This window comes from [Leptolyngbya] sp. PCC 7376, from assembly GCF_000316605.1.
GTDB lineage: Bacteria > Cyanobacteriota > Cyanobacteriia > Cyanobacteriales > MRBY01 > MRBY01.
On record NC_019683.1, the window covers coordinates 523,633 to 538,186 of the forward strand.

General features: G+C 43.7%; 14 protein-coding genes and 1 riboswitch. Of the genes, 4 read left to right on the forward strand and 10 right to left on the reverse strand.

The genetic code is table 11. From position 1 onward, the window contains the following. Positions 1–933: 933 nt before the first annotated feature. A riboswitch (guanidine-I (ykkC/yxkD leader) is annotated at positions 934–1,054 on the forward strand. A 93-nt stretch (positions 1,055–1,147) separates the two neighbouring features. Next, positions 1,148–2,653 carry a sodium:solute symporter family protein gene (locus LEPTO7376_RS02335; RefSeq protein ID WP_015132681.1) on the forward strand — a complete coding sequence of 502 codons (1,506 nt, stop codon included), beginning with the start codon at positions 1,148–1,150 and terminating at the stop codon, positions 2,651–2,653. Positions 2,654–2,839: 186 nt separating this feature from the next. Beyond that, on the forward strand, positions 2,840–4,033 hold the full coding sequence (speB, locus tag LEPTO7376_RS02340) for an agmatinase (protein ID WP_015132682.1): 1,194 nt from the start codon (positions 2,840–2,842) through the stop codon (positions 4,031–4,033). A gap of 65 nt (positions 4,034–4,098) precedes the next feature. On the opposite strand, the gene LEPTO7376_RS02345 is transcribed toward speB, so the two are convergent. Then, positions 4,099–5,085, reverse strand: coding sequence for an ABC transporter ATP-binding protein (locus tag LEPTO7376_RS02345; protein ID WP_015132683.1), 987 nt, complete (start codon positions 5,083–5,085; stop codon positions 4,099–4,101). A gap of 148 nt (positions 5,086–5,233) precedes the next feature. Between LEPTO7376_RS02345 and LEPTO7376_RS02350 the strand changes: the two genes are divergently transcribed. Continuing rightward, a complete protein-coding gene (locus tag LEPTO7376_RS02350; RefSeq protein ID WP_015132684.1) occupies positions 5,234–5,587 on the forward strand; it encodes a c-type cytochrome in 354 nt (117 codons plus the stop codon). A gap of 126 nt (positions 5,588–5,713) precedes the next feature. Here LEPTO7376_RS02350 and LEPTO7376_RS02355 read toward each other — a convergent pair whose 3' ends face one another. Then, positions 5,714–6,460 (reverse strand): class I SAM-dependent methyltransferase, encoded by a 747-nt coding sequence (locus LEPTO7376_RS02355; protein WP_015132685.1) that lies wholly within the window; start codon positions 6,458–6,460, stop codon positions 5,714–5,716. 58 nt (positions 6,461–6,518) lie between these two features. Further along, on the reverse strand, positions 6,519–7,883 hold the full coding sequence (der, locus tag LEPTO7376_RS02360; RefSeq protein WP_015132686.1) for a ribosome biogenesis GTPase Der: 1,365 nt from the start codon (positions 7,881–7,883) through the stop codon (positions 6,519–6,521). Between the two features lie 223 nt (positions 7,884–8,106). On the opposite strand from der, the gene LEPTO7376_RS02365 reads away from it, so the two are divergent. Continuing rightward, positions 8,107–8,661 (forward strand): NUDIX hydrolase, encoded by a 555-nt coding sequence (locus LEPTO7376_RS02365; RefSeq protein WP_015132687.1) that lies wholly within the window; start codon positions 8,107–8,109, stop codon positions 8,659–8,661. Between the two features lie 226 nt (positions 8,662–8,887). Here LEPTO7376_RS02365 and LEPTO7376_RS02370 read toward each other — a convergent pair whose 3' ends face one another. From LEPTO7376_RS02370 to LEPTO7376_RS02400, 7 genes are all read right to left on the reverse strand, one after another. Continuing rightward, complete coding sequence (locus LEPTO7376_RS02370; protein WP_015132689.1) at positions 8,888–9,121, reverse strand: hypothetical protein; 234 nt, start codon at positions 9,119–9,121, stop codon at positions 8,888–8,890. A 195-nt stretch (positions 9,122–9,316) separates the two neighbouring features. Beyond that, the gene (locus LEPTO7376_RS02375) at positions 9,317–10,786 is read right to left on the reverse strand and encodes a TM0106 family RecB-like putative nuclease (protein WP_015132690.1); all 1,470 of its coding nucleotides are present in this window, start codon (positions 10,784–10,786) and stop codon (positions 9,317–9,319) included. Positions 10,787–11,002: 216 nt separating this feature from the next. Beyond that, positions 11,003–11,308, reverse strand: a complete 306-nt coding sequence (locus LEPTO7376_RS02380) for a hypothetical protein (protein WP_015132691.1) — start codon at positions 11,306–11,308, stop codon at positions 11,003–11,005. 185 nt (positions 11,309–11,493) lie between these two features. Beyond that, entirely contained in the window at positions 11,494–12,120 is a 627-nt protein-coding gene (locus tag LEPTO7376_RS02385; protein WP_015132692.1) for a chromophore lyase CpcT/CpeT, read from the reverse strand. A 33-nt stretch (positions 12,121–12,153) separates the two neighbouring features. Then, positions 12,154–12,687: a phycobiliprotein lyase gene (locus LEPTO7376_RS02390; RefSeq protein ID WP_015132693.1), complete on the reverse strand. Its 534-nt coding sequence runs from the start codon at positions 12,685–12,687 to the stop codon at positions 12,154–12,156. 242 nt (positions 12,688–12,929) lie between these two features. Next, on the reverse strand, positions 12,930–13,697 hold the full coding sequence (locus LEPTO7376_RS02395; RefSeq protein WP_015132694.1) for a phycobilisome rod-core linker polypeptide: 768 nt from the start codon (positions 13,695–13,697) through the stop codon (positions 12,930–12,932). 81 nt (positions 13,698–13,778) lie between these two features. Next, positions 13,779–14,513, reverse strand: a complete 735-nt coding sequence (locus LEPTO7376_RS02400) for a phycobilisome rod-core linker polypeptide (RefSeq protein WP_015132695.1) — start codon at positions 14,511–14,513, stop codon at positions 13,779–13,781. Positions 14,514–14,554 lie beyond the last annotated feature (41 nt).

The window sequence follows — 14,554 nt, forward strand, 5'->3', positions numbered from 1 at the left end:
AATCTTAGCTATAGGCTAGACAGTAGGCTGTGATCTCAAACAGCGATCACGTCATTATCCAGACTATAGGCAATGATCTGAGTTGGAGATTCTCGATACCGGAGAATTATTTTTTTCGGATATAGGTCTTTGAATGCAAAATGCTGTGGCGTGATTAGGTGCAGATTGGACGGTGATGCTGCCACCAAGTTTTTTAGTGATAATTTTGATGGGCGATCGCCATCCTTAGCTCAGTTCCGTTTTTCGTTTTTTGTGTAAACAAATGCTTAAAAATCTTTTCTTTTATAGTCTTAGAAATTTTGCGACTATTATCTGAAATTTTTATTTTGGCATGATGATTTTTTATCTCAGTGCAAATTATTGTCTGAAGAGAATGTTGCTCTGATTTTCTGAGATTAAAGTGAAGACTAGCGTCATTCAACGTATCAATGGCATTTACCAAGATCCCGCCCTTTATACAAATCTAGTTCAGAGAGAATATTCCTTACATTTCAATATTTCAGTACATCATGCGACTAAGGCATAAGTAAGAAGAGGCAATCGTCAAAAACATTTAAAAAAATGGTTTCTCAATTGATTTACGGAAGAATATCTTATTGAGGAATGAAGAGTATTGTCTCACTAAGAATCTACATCAAGAAAATTCTGGTTCACCATAGAGCTTACAGGCCAATATATGTAATTGATTCGATGTATTTGATATAGACGGTTAAACGTGGCTCTCTGTGTACAATAATGTCGATGAAATTCAACATTAATACCTCTTCTGCTAAGTCATAAAATGCAAATATTTTAGACTTAGCAAGTATCAATGGATACGTACGTATCCATTGATACTTGCTATATTTCAAGCAGATTTTTAAGTTCCAAAACTTAATCTAAAGAGATAGTTGACACCGACCTGATTATCAGTTTTCTAAAAAATAATAATTAATAATTTGTATCTAGGGTTCCAGCTCTTTGACATGACTGGGTGTTTGGTCCGAGAGATACAGCCAGTCGATTTCTCACATCCAGAAATACTGGTTCACGGAGGGATAAAAGCCCGGGAGGCGTTTGTTGATTTTTCAAGATCACACACTGTCTCTTGGGCTTTCGTTTTTGCAGAAACTTACAAATGTTCGATATCTAGTTTGGAGATAGATCAATGGAACATACTTCTTTTTCCTATGGAATTATTATTTTTCTATTGGGAACATTGGGGATTGGAGCCTGGGCTTCCCAGCAAATTAAGGGTGATAGCGTTAACTTTTTGGTCGCTGGACGGGGATTAGCGTTGCCCTTGGCCGCCGCTACTTTGATGGCTCAGTCGGTGGATTCTAATGCAACGTTGGGTAATACAGATTTGTCGTCTGAGTTTGGCTTTTGGGCTGGTGCAGCTTTACCTATCGGCTTATCTTTATGCTTATTTTTAACTGGGACATTTTTGGCAAAACCCATGAATCGCATGGGATTGATTACCATTCCTGACTTCTATCGAGTTAAGTATGGTCGCACTGTTGAGCTGATTGCAGCTTGCATTATGTGTGTGAGTTTTTCGTTTCTGCTGGCTGGTAACCTCGTTGCGGGTGGCTATATGTTCCAAACGTTCCTCGGAACTAGCTATGTCGGTGGCATTACTTTGCTCGCAGCTCTTGTCTTTGCCTATACGGTATCTGGAGGCTTATTTGCTGTGGCTTATACCGATGCCATGCAAGTCGTGATTGCTTTGCTTGGTACATTAGGTTTGTTGTTTTATCTCGTGGCCAATTTCGGTATTGTGATCGAGCCTGGGATGGGTCCTCTGGCACTGGAACAGTTGACGGCGGTAAGTTCTGGGGCTGCGATTAACTGGGCTAGTATTTTGGCTCTAGGACTAGGCAATATGGTAGCGATTGATTTTATGGCTCGAATTTTTGCGGCTGCAAGCCCCGAAACAGCTCAAAAATCTTGTTATGCAGCTTCTCTTGGCACATTAATCATTGGTATCCCATTTTCAGTCATTGCACTTTCAGCGAATAGAATTCTCGACGAGGCTGGAGTTGTCGCTGATGGACCAGTACTGTTTGCTTTACTTCAAAATGCTGTGCCGCCTTTGTTAGGTCTGCTTGTATTAGCGGCAATTTTGTCGGCTTCTCTCTCAACTGCTGATGGTGCAATTTTAGGAACATCGTCAGTCTTAGCCCACAATGTTTTTGGAATTCGCCATGAAATTGGTGATGGCCATAGTGGTGGCGGCGATCGCCTGTTATTCATTACCCGCTTAATGGCTATTTTTATTACGCTCTTAGGGGTCTTCTTGGGACTTAGGGTTCCCCAAACGGGAGTGCTATTGCTGCTGGGCTTTGACCTGGGTTTTGCTGGATTAGTTGTTCCTCTGTTGGGTGGTCTGTTTTGGAGAAAGGCAACGCCAGAAGGAGCTTTCGCTTGTATCATTGCAGGTTCTATCACCCGACTTGTGTTCTTTGCCTTTATGCCCACCATGTTTGGCATTGACAACACCCTTTTTTATATTCCCAACAGCACATTCACCATTGATTTTGACGGTTTCCCAACGCTGATTAGTCCAATCGTGGGTTTGATTGCCTTCGTCCTCGTCTCTAATCTCACTTACCGTCGCCTTGATGCTGGCAAGTTACGGGAAAGAACTTTAGAGGAAATCAAACATCTTTAATGCTTCTGAAGTGGTTTTCGCTCAGCAAAGAAGAAAATCATTTCTTCTGTCTGTCTAAACCAAGGTGTATCCCTCGATAGGCAAACCTAATTGTCGAGGGAATATATCAGCCTAATCCCCTCAACATTGACCAAAAGAAATTGGTAAAAGTATCAACTCAGAATTTTGATTATGAACGTGTAAATCATGACAGATAACCCAACTTTTCAGGAACCAGACTCCAATTCAGAGCCGATGTCAGAAGCTAAACGGGCACTGGAACTCGAAACTCATCTTCCCTTAACGGGTTGGCAGCAGGAAGTTGACCAAGGTCTGGAATATGGTCTAGAGGCCGCAGACAGTATCGGTGATCGCACGATTTCTACATTCTCTAGGGGTGAGCTGCCCCACTATGCGGGTATCAATACCTTCATGAAGGCGCCTTATGTCGAGGATGTTCGCCTAGTCGGTAATTATGATGTGGCGATCGTCGGTGTCCCCCACGATTCCGGAACCACTTATCGTCCGGGCACTCGCTTTGGTCCCCAAGGTATTCGCCGAATATCAGCTTTGTACACTCCCTATAATTTTGAATTAGGCGTTGATCTTCGCGAACAAATTAAGCTCTGCGATGTCGGTGATATCTTTACGATTCCTGGCAATAACGAAAAATCATTTGATCAAATTTCTAAAGGAATCGCTCACATTTTTAGTTCGGGTGCTTTCCCAATTATCTTGGGCGGTGACCATTCCATTGGCTTTCCGACAGTGCGTGGAATTTGTCGTCATTTAGGCGATAAAAAAGTCGGCATTATTCACTTTGACCGCCATGTCGATACCCAAGAAACGGACTTAGACGAGCGGATGCACACTTGTCCCTGGTTTCATGCGACCAATATGGCCAATGCCCCCGCGAAGAATCTGGTACAGCTAGGCATCGGTGGCTGGCAAGTGCCTCGCCAGGGCGTCAAAGTTTGCCGGGAACGTGCGACCAATATCCTAACTGTGACCGACATCATGGATATGGGCATGGATGCAGCGGTAGATTTCGCATTAGAGCGCGCGATGGATGGCACGGACTGTGTCTGGATTAGCTTTGATATTGACTGTATCGATGCTGGATTCGTGCCGGGTACAGGTTGGCCTGAGCCAGGTGGATTACTCCCCCGTGAAGCGCTTTATTTGTTGGGTAAAATTGTCTCACGTGCGCCGGTTTGTGGCCTAGAGATAGTTGAAGTTTCTCCGCCCTATGACGTGAGCGATATGACTTCGCTGATGGCGACCCGTGTGATTTGCGATACGATGGCTCAGCTTGTGCTCTCTGGTCAATTGCCACGTACAGAAAAGCCTAGTTATATCCATGAAGAAGCCAATATGGATATAGATCAACCCTGGCGTTAAGTTAGTGCGCAACAGCTTTTTATAAGCACTATGGCGATCGCCACTCTGACGAAAGATAAAAACGGTTAGGCGATCGCCTGTAGATTTTCTTCGATGTGAGCGTTCGGGTCATGGGAGCGGATTTGCTCAATAAAAAAGTCTTCGAGGGTCGGTCGCGCCAATTTTAGATCCATGAGCTTTGCACCCATCAGATTGAGAGATGCTAAAAAGGCTTGTTGATCACCGACCAGATGCCCATGCCATTTCCCCTCGCGTAACTGTAGATCTGGGAGCCATTTTTTGAGCTGGGTTTGGTCTCCCCCGCGTACGATGGCTTGATAACGATCTTCTGTCCCCAATAATTCACTCAGAGTACCTGTGCAAATGATTTCGCCCTTCGACAAAATTGCGAGGCGATCGCAAATTTGTTCGACGTCAGCGAGAATGTGAGAATTAAAAAAGATGGTTTTGCCTTGCTCCTTTAGCGACAAAATAATTTCCCGCACCTGAAAGCGTCCCAGTGGATCAAGACCAGACATCGGCTCATCGAGGAACACCAAATCTGGGTCATTAATTAATGCCTGTGCCATCCCAACTCGTTGGAGCATCCCCTTGGAATACTTGCGCATTTGGCGTTTCTTGGCGATTTCTTTTGCCAAACCCACCGTATCCAACAGTGTGTTGATACGTTTGTGGCGACGCTTCTTGGGGATTTGAAAGAGTGACCCCGTAAAGTCCAAAAATTCCCAAGCCGTTAGATAGTCATAGAAATAGGCATTTTCCGGTAGATAACCAATTTTTTCTCTCGTTTGGCGATCGCCGATCGGCTTACCTAGGAGCGTTGCCTGCCCTGCACTTTTCCGAATAATCCCCAACAAAATCTTGAGCATGGTTGTTTTACCAGCACCGTTAGGCCCCAATAGCCCAAACGTTTCCCCCGGCATCACCTCAAGAGAACAGTTCTTTAGAGATTGACTTGTTTTATTGAGCCAGAACCCTGTGCGATAAATTTTACTGATACGGTTTGTTGTCAGGATCGCCGCGTTATCTAGGATTCTGGGGTCAGTCTGCATAGCAATATTTTGTGACGAATTGAAACAATTTTTATTAATTTGGCAGAAGCGTTTGAACGAAGCAGTAACATCGCTAAAATGATCACTGGTTGATTATATTAAACCTTAATCAAATCTTTTTTCGTTGAGAGCTTTAAGAGGAAGATCCTTGAAAAAATTACTGGCTATTACTTTAACTGTACTCGTATCCCTTTTCACTTTCAGTACTGCTGCATTTGCGGCTGATCTTGCTGCTGGTGAACAAGTTTTCACCGCTAACTGTAATGCTTGCCACATCGGTGGTAACAATGCAGTTATGCCCCCCAAAACCCTTAAAGAAGATGCTCTAAAGGCTAATCTTGAAGGCTACAAAGATGGTTCCAAATCCCTTGCAGACGCTATTGCTTACCAGGTAGAAAATGGTAAGAATGCAATGCCTGCTTTTGGTGGTCGCCTCCCTGCAGATCAGATCGCTAACGTTGCAGCTTATGTTGCTGATCAAGCTGAAAACAACAAGTGGTAAATCGATTTTTCCTGCTAGTGGATAATCTTTCTTGATCTTCTACTCAGAGAAAAAAATATTTTGATGACCAGCTCCTGTCGATCAGGGGCTGATTTTTTTTATTTTATTGCTAGTCTCTTGAGAAGCTCAGGATATTGGTCTCGCGACAAATCGCAGCCGGACATAATCAGCGACCCAACCGGCATTGTCTGTATATAAATGAGGTCTCACTTTTTCTGTGACAGCATCAAGAAAAGTTTGCTGTTGGTTTGGAGTGAGGTCGGCAATCACCTGATCTGCAAAAATCTTTAGCCATGGCTGTACTCCTGCTTTAAGAGGAGTTGCCCGAGGAATCAATTCCATATAATCAACTTGAAATCCGCCTTCTGCTAAGGCTTTTGTATAGTCTTCTGGGCTGGGAAAATACCAAGGTGATTGGAACTCTCCAAATTCTGGATTCTCATTAAATACTGCGGCGATCGCCTCTAGCAAACATTGAATATTCCCTGCTCCACCAAACTCTCCGACAAATCTACCCGTTGGTTTTAATACTTGGTGAACGCCAGCAATCACTGCTTTATAATCCAACATCCAATGCAATGCTGCATTCGTAAATACGGCATCAAATTCCGACTCAAAAGTTAATACCTCACCATTCATGACTTGGGCATTGAGACCTTTTTGTTGTGCAGCAGCAACCATACTTTCACTAAAATCCACCGCAACCACAGAACTGCCAGCTTGCTGAATGTGCAGCGCTAACGTGCCATCACCACAGCCTAGATCTAAGATATGCTCACTTGCTTGGGGACTCAGCAAGGCTAAAACAGGTGACCCAAGTTCTGAGACAAAAGCTGCGTTTTGCCCATATTCGTTTGCTCGCCATGTTTGCATAGTGAAACCTACTTATTTTTTATTTCAGAGAGATGGGCGATCGCCCCGCTTTCAAGTTCTAAACTCTAGTGGCTCGGTTACTCGTGCCGCCGCGTTCCACTTCCCGAACCTTCTTACCACGCCAAACAAGACGAATGGGCGTACCAGGGAACGCTAAATCTTTACGGAATTGCTTTTCAATATAACGGCGGTAATTATCATTAAATCGCTTCGGATCATTCACAAACAGTGAAATTGTTGGTGGTTGATTGCGCACTTGTGTGCCGTAATAAATTTTGCCCTGCTTACCTTGGCGAGTGGTTGGTGGGGAGTGCCAGGTTACTGCTTCTTTGATGACTTCGTTAATAACAGAAGTACTGACACGACGACGGTGAGATTCGGCAGCTTGATCGACGAGGTCTAAAATTTTGTTGACTCGCTGACCCGTCTGAGCACTGATAAATAGCATTTCCGCCCATTCCATAAAGAAGAGACGCGCCTGTAATTCTTTCTTGTGCTCATTAATCGTGTAGGTGTCTTTTTCGACAGCATCCCATTTATTCACGATCAGCACCACTGCCCGACCTTCTTCAATGATCCGTCCGGCTAATTTAAGGTCTTGCTCTGTTACGCCATCGAGCACATCCACCACAAACAGCACTACATCGGAACGACGAATTGCTTTAAAGGCACGGTTAATACTGAAAAATTCTGCGCCGTAATTGACATTCTTTTTACGGCGAATCCCGGCAGTATCAATCAGTCGATATTGCTGGTCATTACGCTCGACAAGCATGTCAATGGCATCGCGAGTTGTGCCGGAAATGGGAGAAACGATCGCCCGTTTTTCCCCAGTCATAGCATTGAGCAAACTTGATTTACCAACATTTGGACGACCAATAATTGCGACATTAATGGTTGTATCTTCTTCTAAATCACCCATTGCCGGGAGATGTTCAATCACCTTATCGAGCATGTCGCCCGTACCACTACCGTGAATGGCAGAGATCGGGAACGGTTCACCCATACCCAATTCCCAAAATTCAGCGGCTTGGGCATAACTCTGCTCAGCAGATTCACACTTATTTACGGCAATCACAATGGGCACTTTCTGTTGACGCAACCATTCTGCAATTTCGGTATCTGCTGCACTAATACCGTTTTTACCATCCACTACAAAAATACCAACAGATGCTTCGCTGAGGGCGATCGCCGCCTGCTCGCGAATGAGTGGTAAAAACTCTTCAATATCATCAAAGACGATACCGCCTGTATCCACAATCTGAAAATTGCGATCCTGCCAAAAACCAGGACGATAGGTACGATCACGAGTAATGCCAGGTTCGTCATGGACGATCGCCTGTTGGTCACCAGCAATACGATTCACAAGGGTCGATTTACCCACGTTGGGACGACCGATTACGGCAATGATAGGGAGCTTCATAGGATTTCGAGAACTGGTTTGCGTGCGGAAAAGACTGGATATTTAGGCTGAATTTAATACTGGCAGGACTCGTAGCGTGATTATCCGCTAAAATAGTACTCATGAACTAGCTAGCGTTGCCAGCGCCTAACTTCTAAATTTTCAGAATAATCAATACTACAGGATTTTTGGTGAGATTGCCATCATCCGCTATCATCTGTTCAGTTTTAAGGAACTATCATCTATGTCTGCTGATTACGCGTTGCCTCAGTTGCTACGACCAATTGCTAAATACTTTGGGAGAAAATTCAGCTATGAAGTCAGTCGGATGCGTTTGCCGAATGGGACTGTGGGGGAATATGGTTGCGTGCGGCATCCAGGTGGTGCCTTGATCGTGCCTGTGACAGATGATGGCAAGTTGGTTTTGGTAAAGCAATATCGATTTGCGATGCAAGGTCGTATTTTTGAGTTTCCGGCTGGCACGATTGAGGATGGTGAAGAATCTCTCGATACAGTGAAGCATGAGTTACCAGAAGAAGCTGGCTATGACGCAAAAAACTGGCAATTCCTCGGTAAATTCCCAATTTGTCCTGGCTATTCAGATGAGTGGATTTTCTCTTATTTAGCAACGGGTCTAACAAAGCTTGAAAATCCTCCAGCTCAGGATGAGGATGAGGATATCGAAGTCGTTTTGTGGACACCTGCTGAATTTGAAGAGGCGATCAAGCGCGGCGATCGTATCGATGCAAAAACCATTGCAAGTTTCTATTTAGCGAAATCACTTCTCGATACTCTCTAAGGTGTAGAAGTTAAGAGGTGATCGCCAACTAGATGCCGTTAGATTTTGAAATTCACCATGCTCAGAGTATGGTGAGTTTCACTTTTGAAATATTTGCAAATGGCAACTCGGATAAAAAAAGAGACCTACCTAAACGTCAGATAAGTCCCGATATATTGCACAAAGCGAAAACTCTATTTCAACTATTTGTGGCGTAAGTTAAGCCACCCCAATCATCGCATTTGCTTTAGAAATCGTCTACCGGAATAGGTTTAAGTTGGAAGCGAAACCGGTAGCGCATTAAGACCAATAGGCAAAGTAAATGTAAGCCCCAGTGGGTGGTTGCAAAGCCCCAAATAATGCAGACTGCGGCGGCTGAGATAGCAAGAAGTTTCATGACTTCATGATCAGATGATTGATAAAGATAAACGCTCGCTAGGGCGATCACCCAGAGAAATGCGATCAATAAAAAACTCACCATGCTGTTGCCTCCGCATCTTCCGAAAACTGCAAGTCAACTGTTAGAAAAACTGCGATTGTTCAGCTTCACTTGTTCTTCACATTAGCATTGCTTATGAAGCGTTTTCGTAAAGAGCAGTACTTTTGAAAAGAGTTTTAAGAAAAGTACATAGTTAGTGGCTCAGGTGGCATTATTTGGTCATAAACCAATTGGGGATCAAGATAAAAGAGCAACTTTTGCTTTGGAGTCAATAAACTCTGTAACCCATTGTTTGAGATGATGAGTCGCCCGACAATCATCTTCGTTGTAGCGAATGATCGCATCTAAAAGTTGGCGATCGCCCGTTTCAAGCCAGGTGTCATACCAACAAACTGTTTGATCTCCGCTGACTCCCGCTTCATACCAGCGATAACCTAAGGAATTAGCAAGGGATTTTAGAGAATAACTCTCGACAGGGAAGATGAGATATTTAGTAACCCATTGGTGAATATCCATTAACCGACTCACAATACTTTGTATGTCGTTGGAATGTGTGCCATATTTTTTGCCGAGGCGATTGAGAGTATCTCGCTCATAAGGGGAAAAATGGTAGATCGGTGCAGTGGGGAATTGTTGCACAAACTCTACAAACTCATGCCAAATTTTTTCTTCTTCGTCTAAAGTTTCGGCGACAAAAGCATAAAATTTTTCGACTTGATTGCGATGGTCGACAAAATAAACACCGAGCAAATAATCAACATTGCGGTCAGGTTCTGCTTCGATATCAAAAAAGAGTTCAACATCCTGTTTGGGGAGAGGCTGCACTTTATTCGGACGATTAATCCGCCATGCCACTTCTTTATGGACAATTGCGCGAGCCTGCTGTTGCAGTTGCATTGCGATATCGGCACCGAGATGTTGACCGAGATGTTTCGGAGAGGTTTTTGCGAGGGTTTCGATGCTATCAATGCCCATGATTTGCAGAGATTCGTAGCGATTGGGGGTGACACCAGGGACAAGAGAAAGGTGTTGGTCGGCTTGGGCGATCGCATAGCAATGATTATGCCAAGAGCAGAGATGGCAGCGTTGCCGTGAGATAAAAACTTCCGGTTCTATTGGATGACTGAGGACTTTGACACAGTCAGTAATTGTTTGCTGGAGTTTCTCTGACCAAAGCTCCATGTCAACTTTGTGAGGCCGGCGCGATCGCAAAATTACTTGAGTTAGCCGTGGCGATCGCCCTTGAATATTTTCGAGCAAAAAACTGTAAAGCATCGAGGTGAGCTTATATTCAGGCTTTGGTTTTTGACCAAGCTTGACACTCACAGATCGATAATGCCATTTGCCCCAACGCGATTCACCCACTTGCCGCAACAATACTGTCGGTTTGCCAATCAGAGTGAGCTGTTCAATCTCTGTCCCTTCCCACCCATCGAAATGATGCAGCAACACACCTTTATATATGCACTCCACCCCTTCCGCCATGAGCGCTTCCGTTTCCTGCGCCCGCGTTTCCCAGTCCTTTGATTGCGGCTGGCTATAAGGACGTTGACCTAAATATGCGTCGATTTGCAGTTGGTTTTCCTTGCGGAGCTTCATCAAAAAATCTTTTTCCGAAGACTTTTCGCGGCGATCGCCATACAGATTCAGAAAAGCTCGCCGCTCGCACCGCTTAAAATTCAACAACAAATCATCGGTCAATAACATGAAGCTTTAGTCATAAAAAGTCTTCCTTGGAAAATAACACATTCAAATGAGTCAGTAAAAATACCTTCCGATCCCCCCAAACTCTGAAGGGTTAACAAATATAATCGGCGATCACCCCAAACATAGAAAACTCAATACTTACCTCGTGTACAAATCACCCAGATCTAAACAGCAACTAGTCGTTTCTAAACACACACATATCCTAGATAGATCCCCTTAAGCAGATTCATCAAAACGACTTTTGAAACTGCCTTTCTGATACCAATATTGCTTTAAAGCATGGTGTGGTGTATGTAAGCTGGCCTTCGCTTGGTATAACAAAATTCGACGATGAGTTCCGATCCAAACCCGTTTCAAAGGCTCAACTGAAATCAAAGTGCCGCCCAAACTTTCGACACATTGCTCAAATCGTTCAATCGTTGAATAATCAAGTGTTTCAAAAATAAAAAAATTACCGGAACAAATCAAGTGACGACTCCGAATCCAAGCTTTCATTTTTTTGTTGGCAACCGGAGGTAGCATCGCAATCCCAAGTCAAGTCACTAAGCTATCTAAACGCGAGTTAAAAATAAAATCATCAAACAATATGATAGCGACTTTTCTTCCTCAAAGTGGACTGTTTTTCAGAATATCTATCTAGACAATTTTCAAACATTGATTGAATCGTTTTAATCTGTAAATAATGACCAAATAAAAAACAGGTTAACCTAATAATTCTCTAGAACTTCAGTTGCATAAGAATCTGTTTTGTCGAATTCTAAAGGCCCAATAGCTGAGCCCCAGACTTGTTCATCAGTATCTACATCTAAACCTCGATCCCACCCAATAAAGCTTGTCTCCGTAAAACGTGCATCGCTCACCAAATAAGTTCTTTTCCCACGCTTTTCGATTACACAACATTTCCCTTCTACTCGACCTTGAAAACCATTATTTTCAGGCCGAAAGATCATTGAGCAATTACAGCGGCGTTCGATTACCTCTGGTTTAATACTGCGGAGGATATCTAGATTGCGACCAGCACCAGCATAGAGCAAAGCATCTTTGAGACTATAGTTTTCGATATAAACCTCATCGCCATGGGGTACGAACCGATGAATGCCTTGGCGGTAAGGTAACCAGAGATCATAGTCATAGACTTGCTCTGAATAAAACCCAATGCCATTAAAAAATTCCCAGGGCAAAGGGCGAAAGAAAACACGGATGTGGGCGTAATTTTTTGAATCAGCAAAAGATTGCTTTTGGTTGCTAAATCCACCGGCCATGGTGCGCGCCAGAGAATACATTAATGTCTGCTCTGCTGGAGAGGGACTTTTTTTATCGACTTGATAAACCATAGCTACAGTCAGTTTTAAGTATTTTTAAAATAATTAGGCTGTCGCTTCTTCGCGAATTTCTGATGAAAAAGAAGCTGTCACGACACCACTACCCGCACTTGTTTTAATCAATGAGACTCGCATTCTGAAATTAGGATTTGCGAACCAAATTCTCTCTTCTGCTGCGGCACGATCATATGTTGTCTTTAAAACAAATGCACCATCTTGATCGAAGTAATATTCACCGGCAGAGCTAATTGTTTCAGCATATCCTTGATCACGTAATAACTTTCCTTTTTGAGAATCTGTTGTATCAGGGATCGGAATTAGAATTGTTGTGCCAGAAAAGGTTTCATCGTCATCCCAGTCAGATTCTCCTTCCCAGCTCATCCGAAATGGTGTCGCTGTAACTTCTGGGTCTATATCGTAGGTTTTGCAAAGAGCAATAACGTCAGGATTTTCTTTCGGGAGAGGTTCGATATTAATTGTCGATGTCACCTGTTCAAAGTGACCGAAGGCAAGATGGTGAGCACTACGCTGCGATCGCCACTGACCGAGCGAACTCTCTACAAATTTTTCTATATCCATAAAAATCTTAAAAAAGAATTAAAAATCGACTTTTGTTTTGACTAAATTGCCAGGTTTTTAAAAGGAATTATTATAAAAATATTTCTTTAGTTTAAATTAATGGCGATGCTTTTGCGAAGGATATGTCGTAATATTCCGCAATATAAAAAACGGACTACCGAAATAGTCCGCTGCATTTGGATCCGCAATACTTGTGAGATGAGTGCAATCTAAAACAAGTTCAGAATTGCTTAAACAGAAATTTACGCGACTTCGGTGATCCCGAGAATAGTGCCGCCTGCCTTCTGGATGTTTTGAATGTTACGAGAGAGCTGCTTGTAGTTGACTTCGATGTAAGTCTTGCTCAACTTCTTGACAGGAGTTGTACCTGCGCCAGCAATGTCGATGCGGAAGCGCTTGTTTGTTGCGCCTGTTGCACCACCGCGGGAGCTTGCAACTTTAACTTCTTGGGGAAGGTTACCTGCAATGCTGCCAACGAGTGCTGCATCACCACCGCGATCGCTAGTTGCATAGCCACCAAGGAGGGAAACAGTTTGATTGAACGTATTGTTCTTAAAGCCAGTTTGAGTGCTGATTGTACGGGGATAAGGTACAACGTTTTCACCGAAAGCATTAGCGTATTCTTCGCTATCGATATAAGAATCGATATCAGCGCTATAGCCTTCTGTGGTGTAAGTTGTGACGTGCTCAGAGATTTCGCCTTGACCTTCAGGTGCACGACCGAGCAGATGTTTGAAGTTTAGTTCAATGCTGCGGTAAGCAGGGCTGCCTTCGAAGAAGAGACTCTGATAAAAATCAGACTGAGCAACTGTGCGGACAAAGTCACGGACAGTGATGTCACCGTTGCGAAGCATGGACTCTGCACTTTCAAATGCTTGTGCAGAGAGAACATGAACGTTGCCGAGGACCTGCTTGTAGATTGCGCGGATAACGACTTGCAGTTCGTCTTCAGTCGCGTTGTCGCGGAGCTCGACGGGGGCACCCGTAAAGCCAGCTGTTAAAGTCGACATTCGTTGTCTCCTAAAGTATTAGTGATTTTTTAAAAGGTTGTTTATGCTGCCAATTTGCAGGGGCAATGGAAATAAATCGCCTTACAAATTGATGATTTCAAATGCAGCAAGGGCAACTGAAACTGTTCCCAGTAAAAGTAGCCCAGCACCACCGTAGGTGATGATTTTGCCGACAACACTGACCCAAGTAGGTGCCACCCAAGGCTTGTCTACAAAAGGAATATCACCGAAGTAGCCTTGTGCAATTAGGCGATCACGGTGATCGTTGCCATAGCGTGGCATCCGAGCAATGGGAGACTCTCCCTGGAGTTGCTGCGGCAAAATACGACGTCTTTGGTAGGGTACTGTGTCGAGCCCAAAATTATCCAGATACTCGTCACTATTGAGCAGGTCATTCACAAAACCCTGCATGCCTTTGGTCGCAATGACGATGGACCAAGCAATTTTTTCCTGCTCGTTGTAGACTTCTCGTCCTAGCACTCGCTGAACGCACATCTGGACAAGACGATAATTATTGTTGACATCAACATTACGTTGACGGAATGAATCGGATAGCAGGAGACCTTGAATAAAGTCTCTAACCGTAATCTGTTTATTTTTGAGCTGGGATTCCAATTCGCGCTTGCGGTTCGCAACTAACATCTGTTGCTCGTTGAAAATCTGGCGATATGCAGCTCTAATTACTAACTCGATCTCTAAGCTCGATGATGTATTTTCGACATTGAAAAATTGAGATTGTTCTTCACCAGCGACTTCAAAGCCTTTTACTCTATGGTTTCGGCTGTTTGGCGCGTAATCAAGTCGAGGAATAGCCATGGTGTTAAAAATTTAAATTTTTATAAAAAGGGGTCGGTACA

Excerpts from the sequence above, each read along its gene's own strand:
- LEPTO7376_RS02335 (WP_015132681.1), top strand. The coding sequence starts at position 1,148 with ATGGAACATACTTCTTTTTCCTATGGAATTATTATTTTTCTATTGGGA.
- speB (WP_015132682.1), top strand. The coding sequence starts at position 2,840 with ATGACAGATAACCCAACTTTTCAGGAACCAGACTCCAATTCAGAGCCG.
- LEPTO7376_RS02345 (WP_015132683.1), bottom strand. The coding sequence starts at position 5,085 with ATGCAGACTGACCCCAGAATCCTAGATAACGCGGCGATCCTGACAACA.
- LEPTO7376_RS02355 (WP_015132685.1), bottom strand. The coding sequence starts at position 6,460 with ATGCAAACATGGCGAGCAAACGAATATGGGCAAAACGCAGCTTTTGTC.
- der (WP_015132686.1), bottom strand. The coding sequence starts at position 7,883 with ATGAAGCTCCCTATCATTGCCGTAATCGGTCGTCCCAACGTGGGTAAA.
- LEPTO7376_RS02365 (WP_015132687.1), top strand. The coding sequence starts at position 8,107 with ATGTCTGCTGATTACGCGTTGCCTCAGTTGCTACGACCAATTGCTAAA.
- LEPTO7376_RS02370 (WP_015132689.1), bottom strand. The coding sequence starts at position 9,121 with ATGGTGAGTTTTTTATTGATCGCATTTCTCTGGGTGATCGCCCTAGCG.
- LEPTO7376_RS02375 (WP_015132690.1), bottom strand. The coding sequence starts at position 10,786 with ATGTTATTGACCGATGATTTGTTGTTGAATTTTAAGCGGTGCGAGCGG.
- LEPTO7376_RS02380 (WP_015132691.1), bottom strand. The coding sequence starts at position 11,308 with ATGCTACCTCCGGTTGCCAACAAAAAAATGAAAGCTTGGATTCGGAGT.
- LEPTO7376_RS02385 (WP_015132692.1), bottom strand. The coding sequence starts at position 12,120 with ATGGTTTATCAAGTCGATAAAAAAAGTCCCTCTCCAGCAGAGCAGACA.
- LEPTO7376_RS02390 (WP_015132693.1), bottom strand. The coding sequence starts at position 12,687 with ATGGATATAGAAAAATTTGTAGAGAGTTCGCTCGGTCAGTGGCGATCG.
- LEPTO7376_RS02395 (WP_015132694.1), bottom strand. The coding sequence starts at position 13,697 with ATGTCGACTTTAACAGCTGGCTTTACGGGTGCCCCCGTCGAGCTCCGC.
- LEPTO7376_RS02400 (WP_015132695.1), bottom strand. The coding sequence starts at position 14,513 with ATGGCTATTCCTCGACTTGATTACGCGCCAAACAGCCGAAACCATAGA.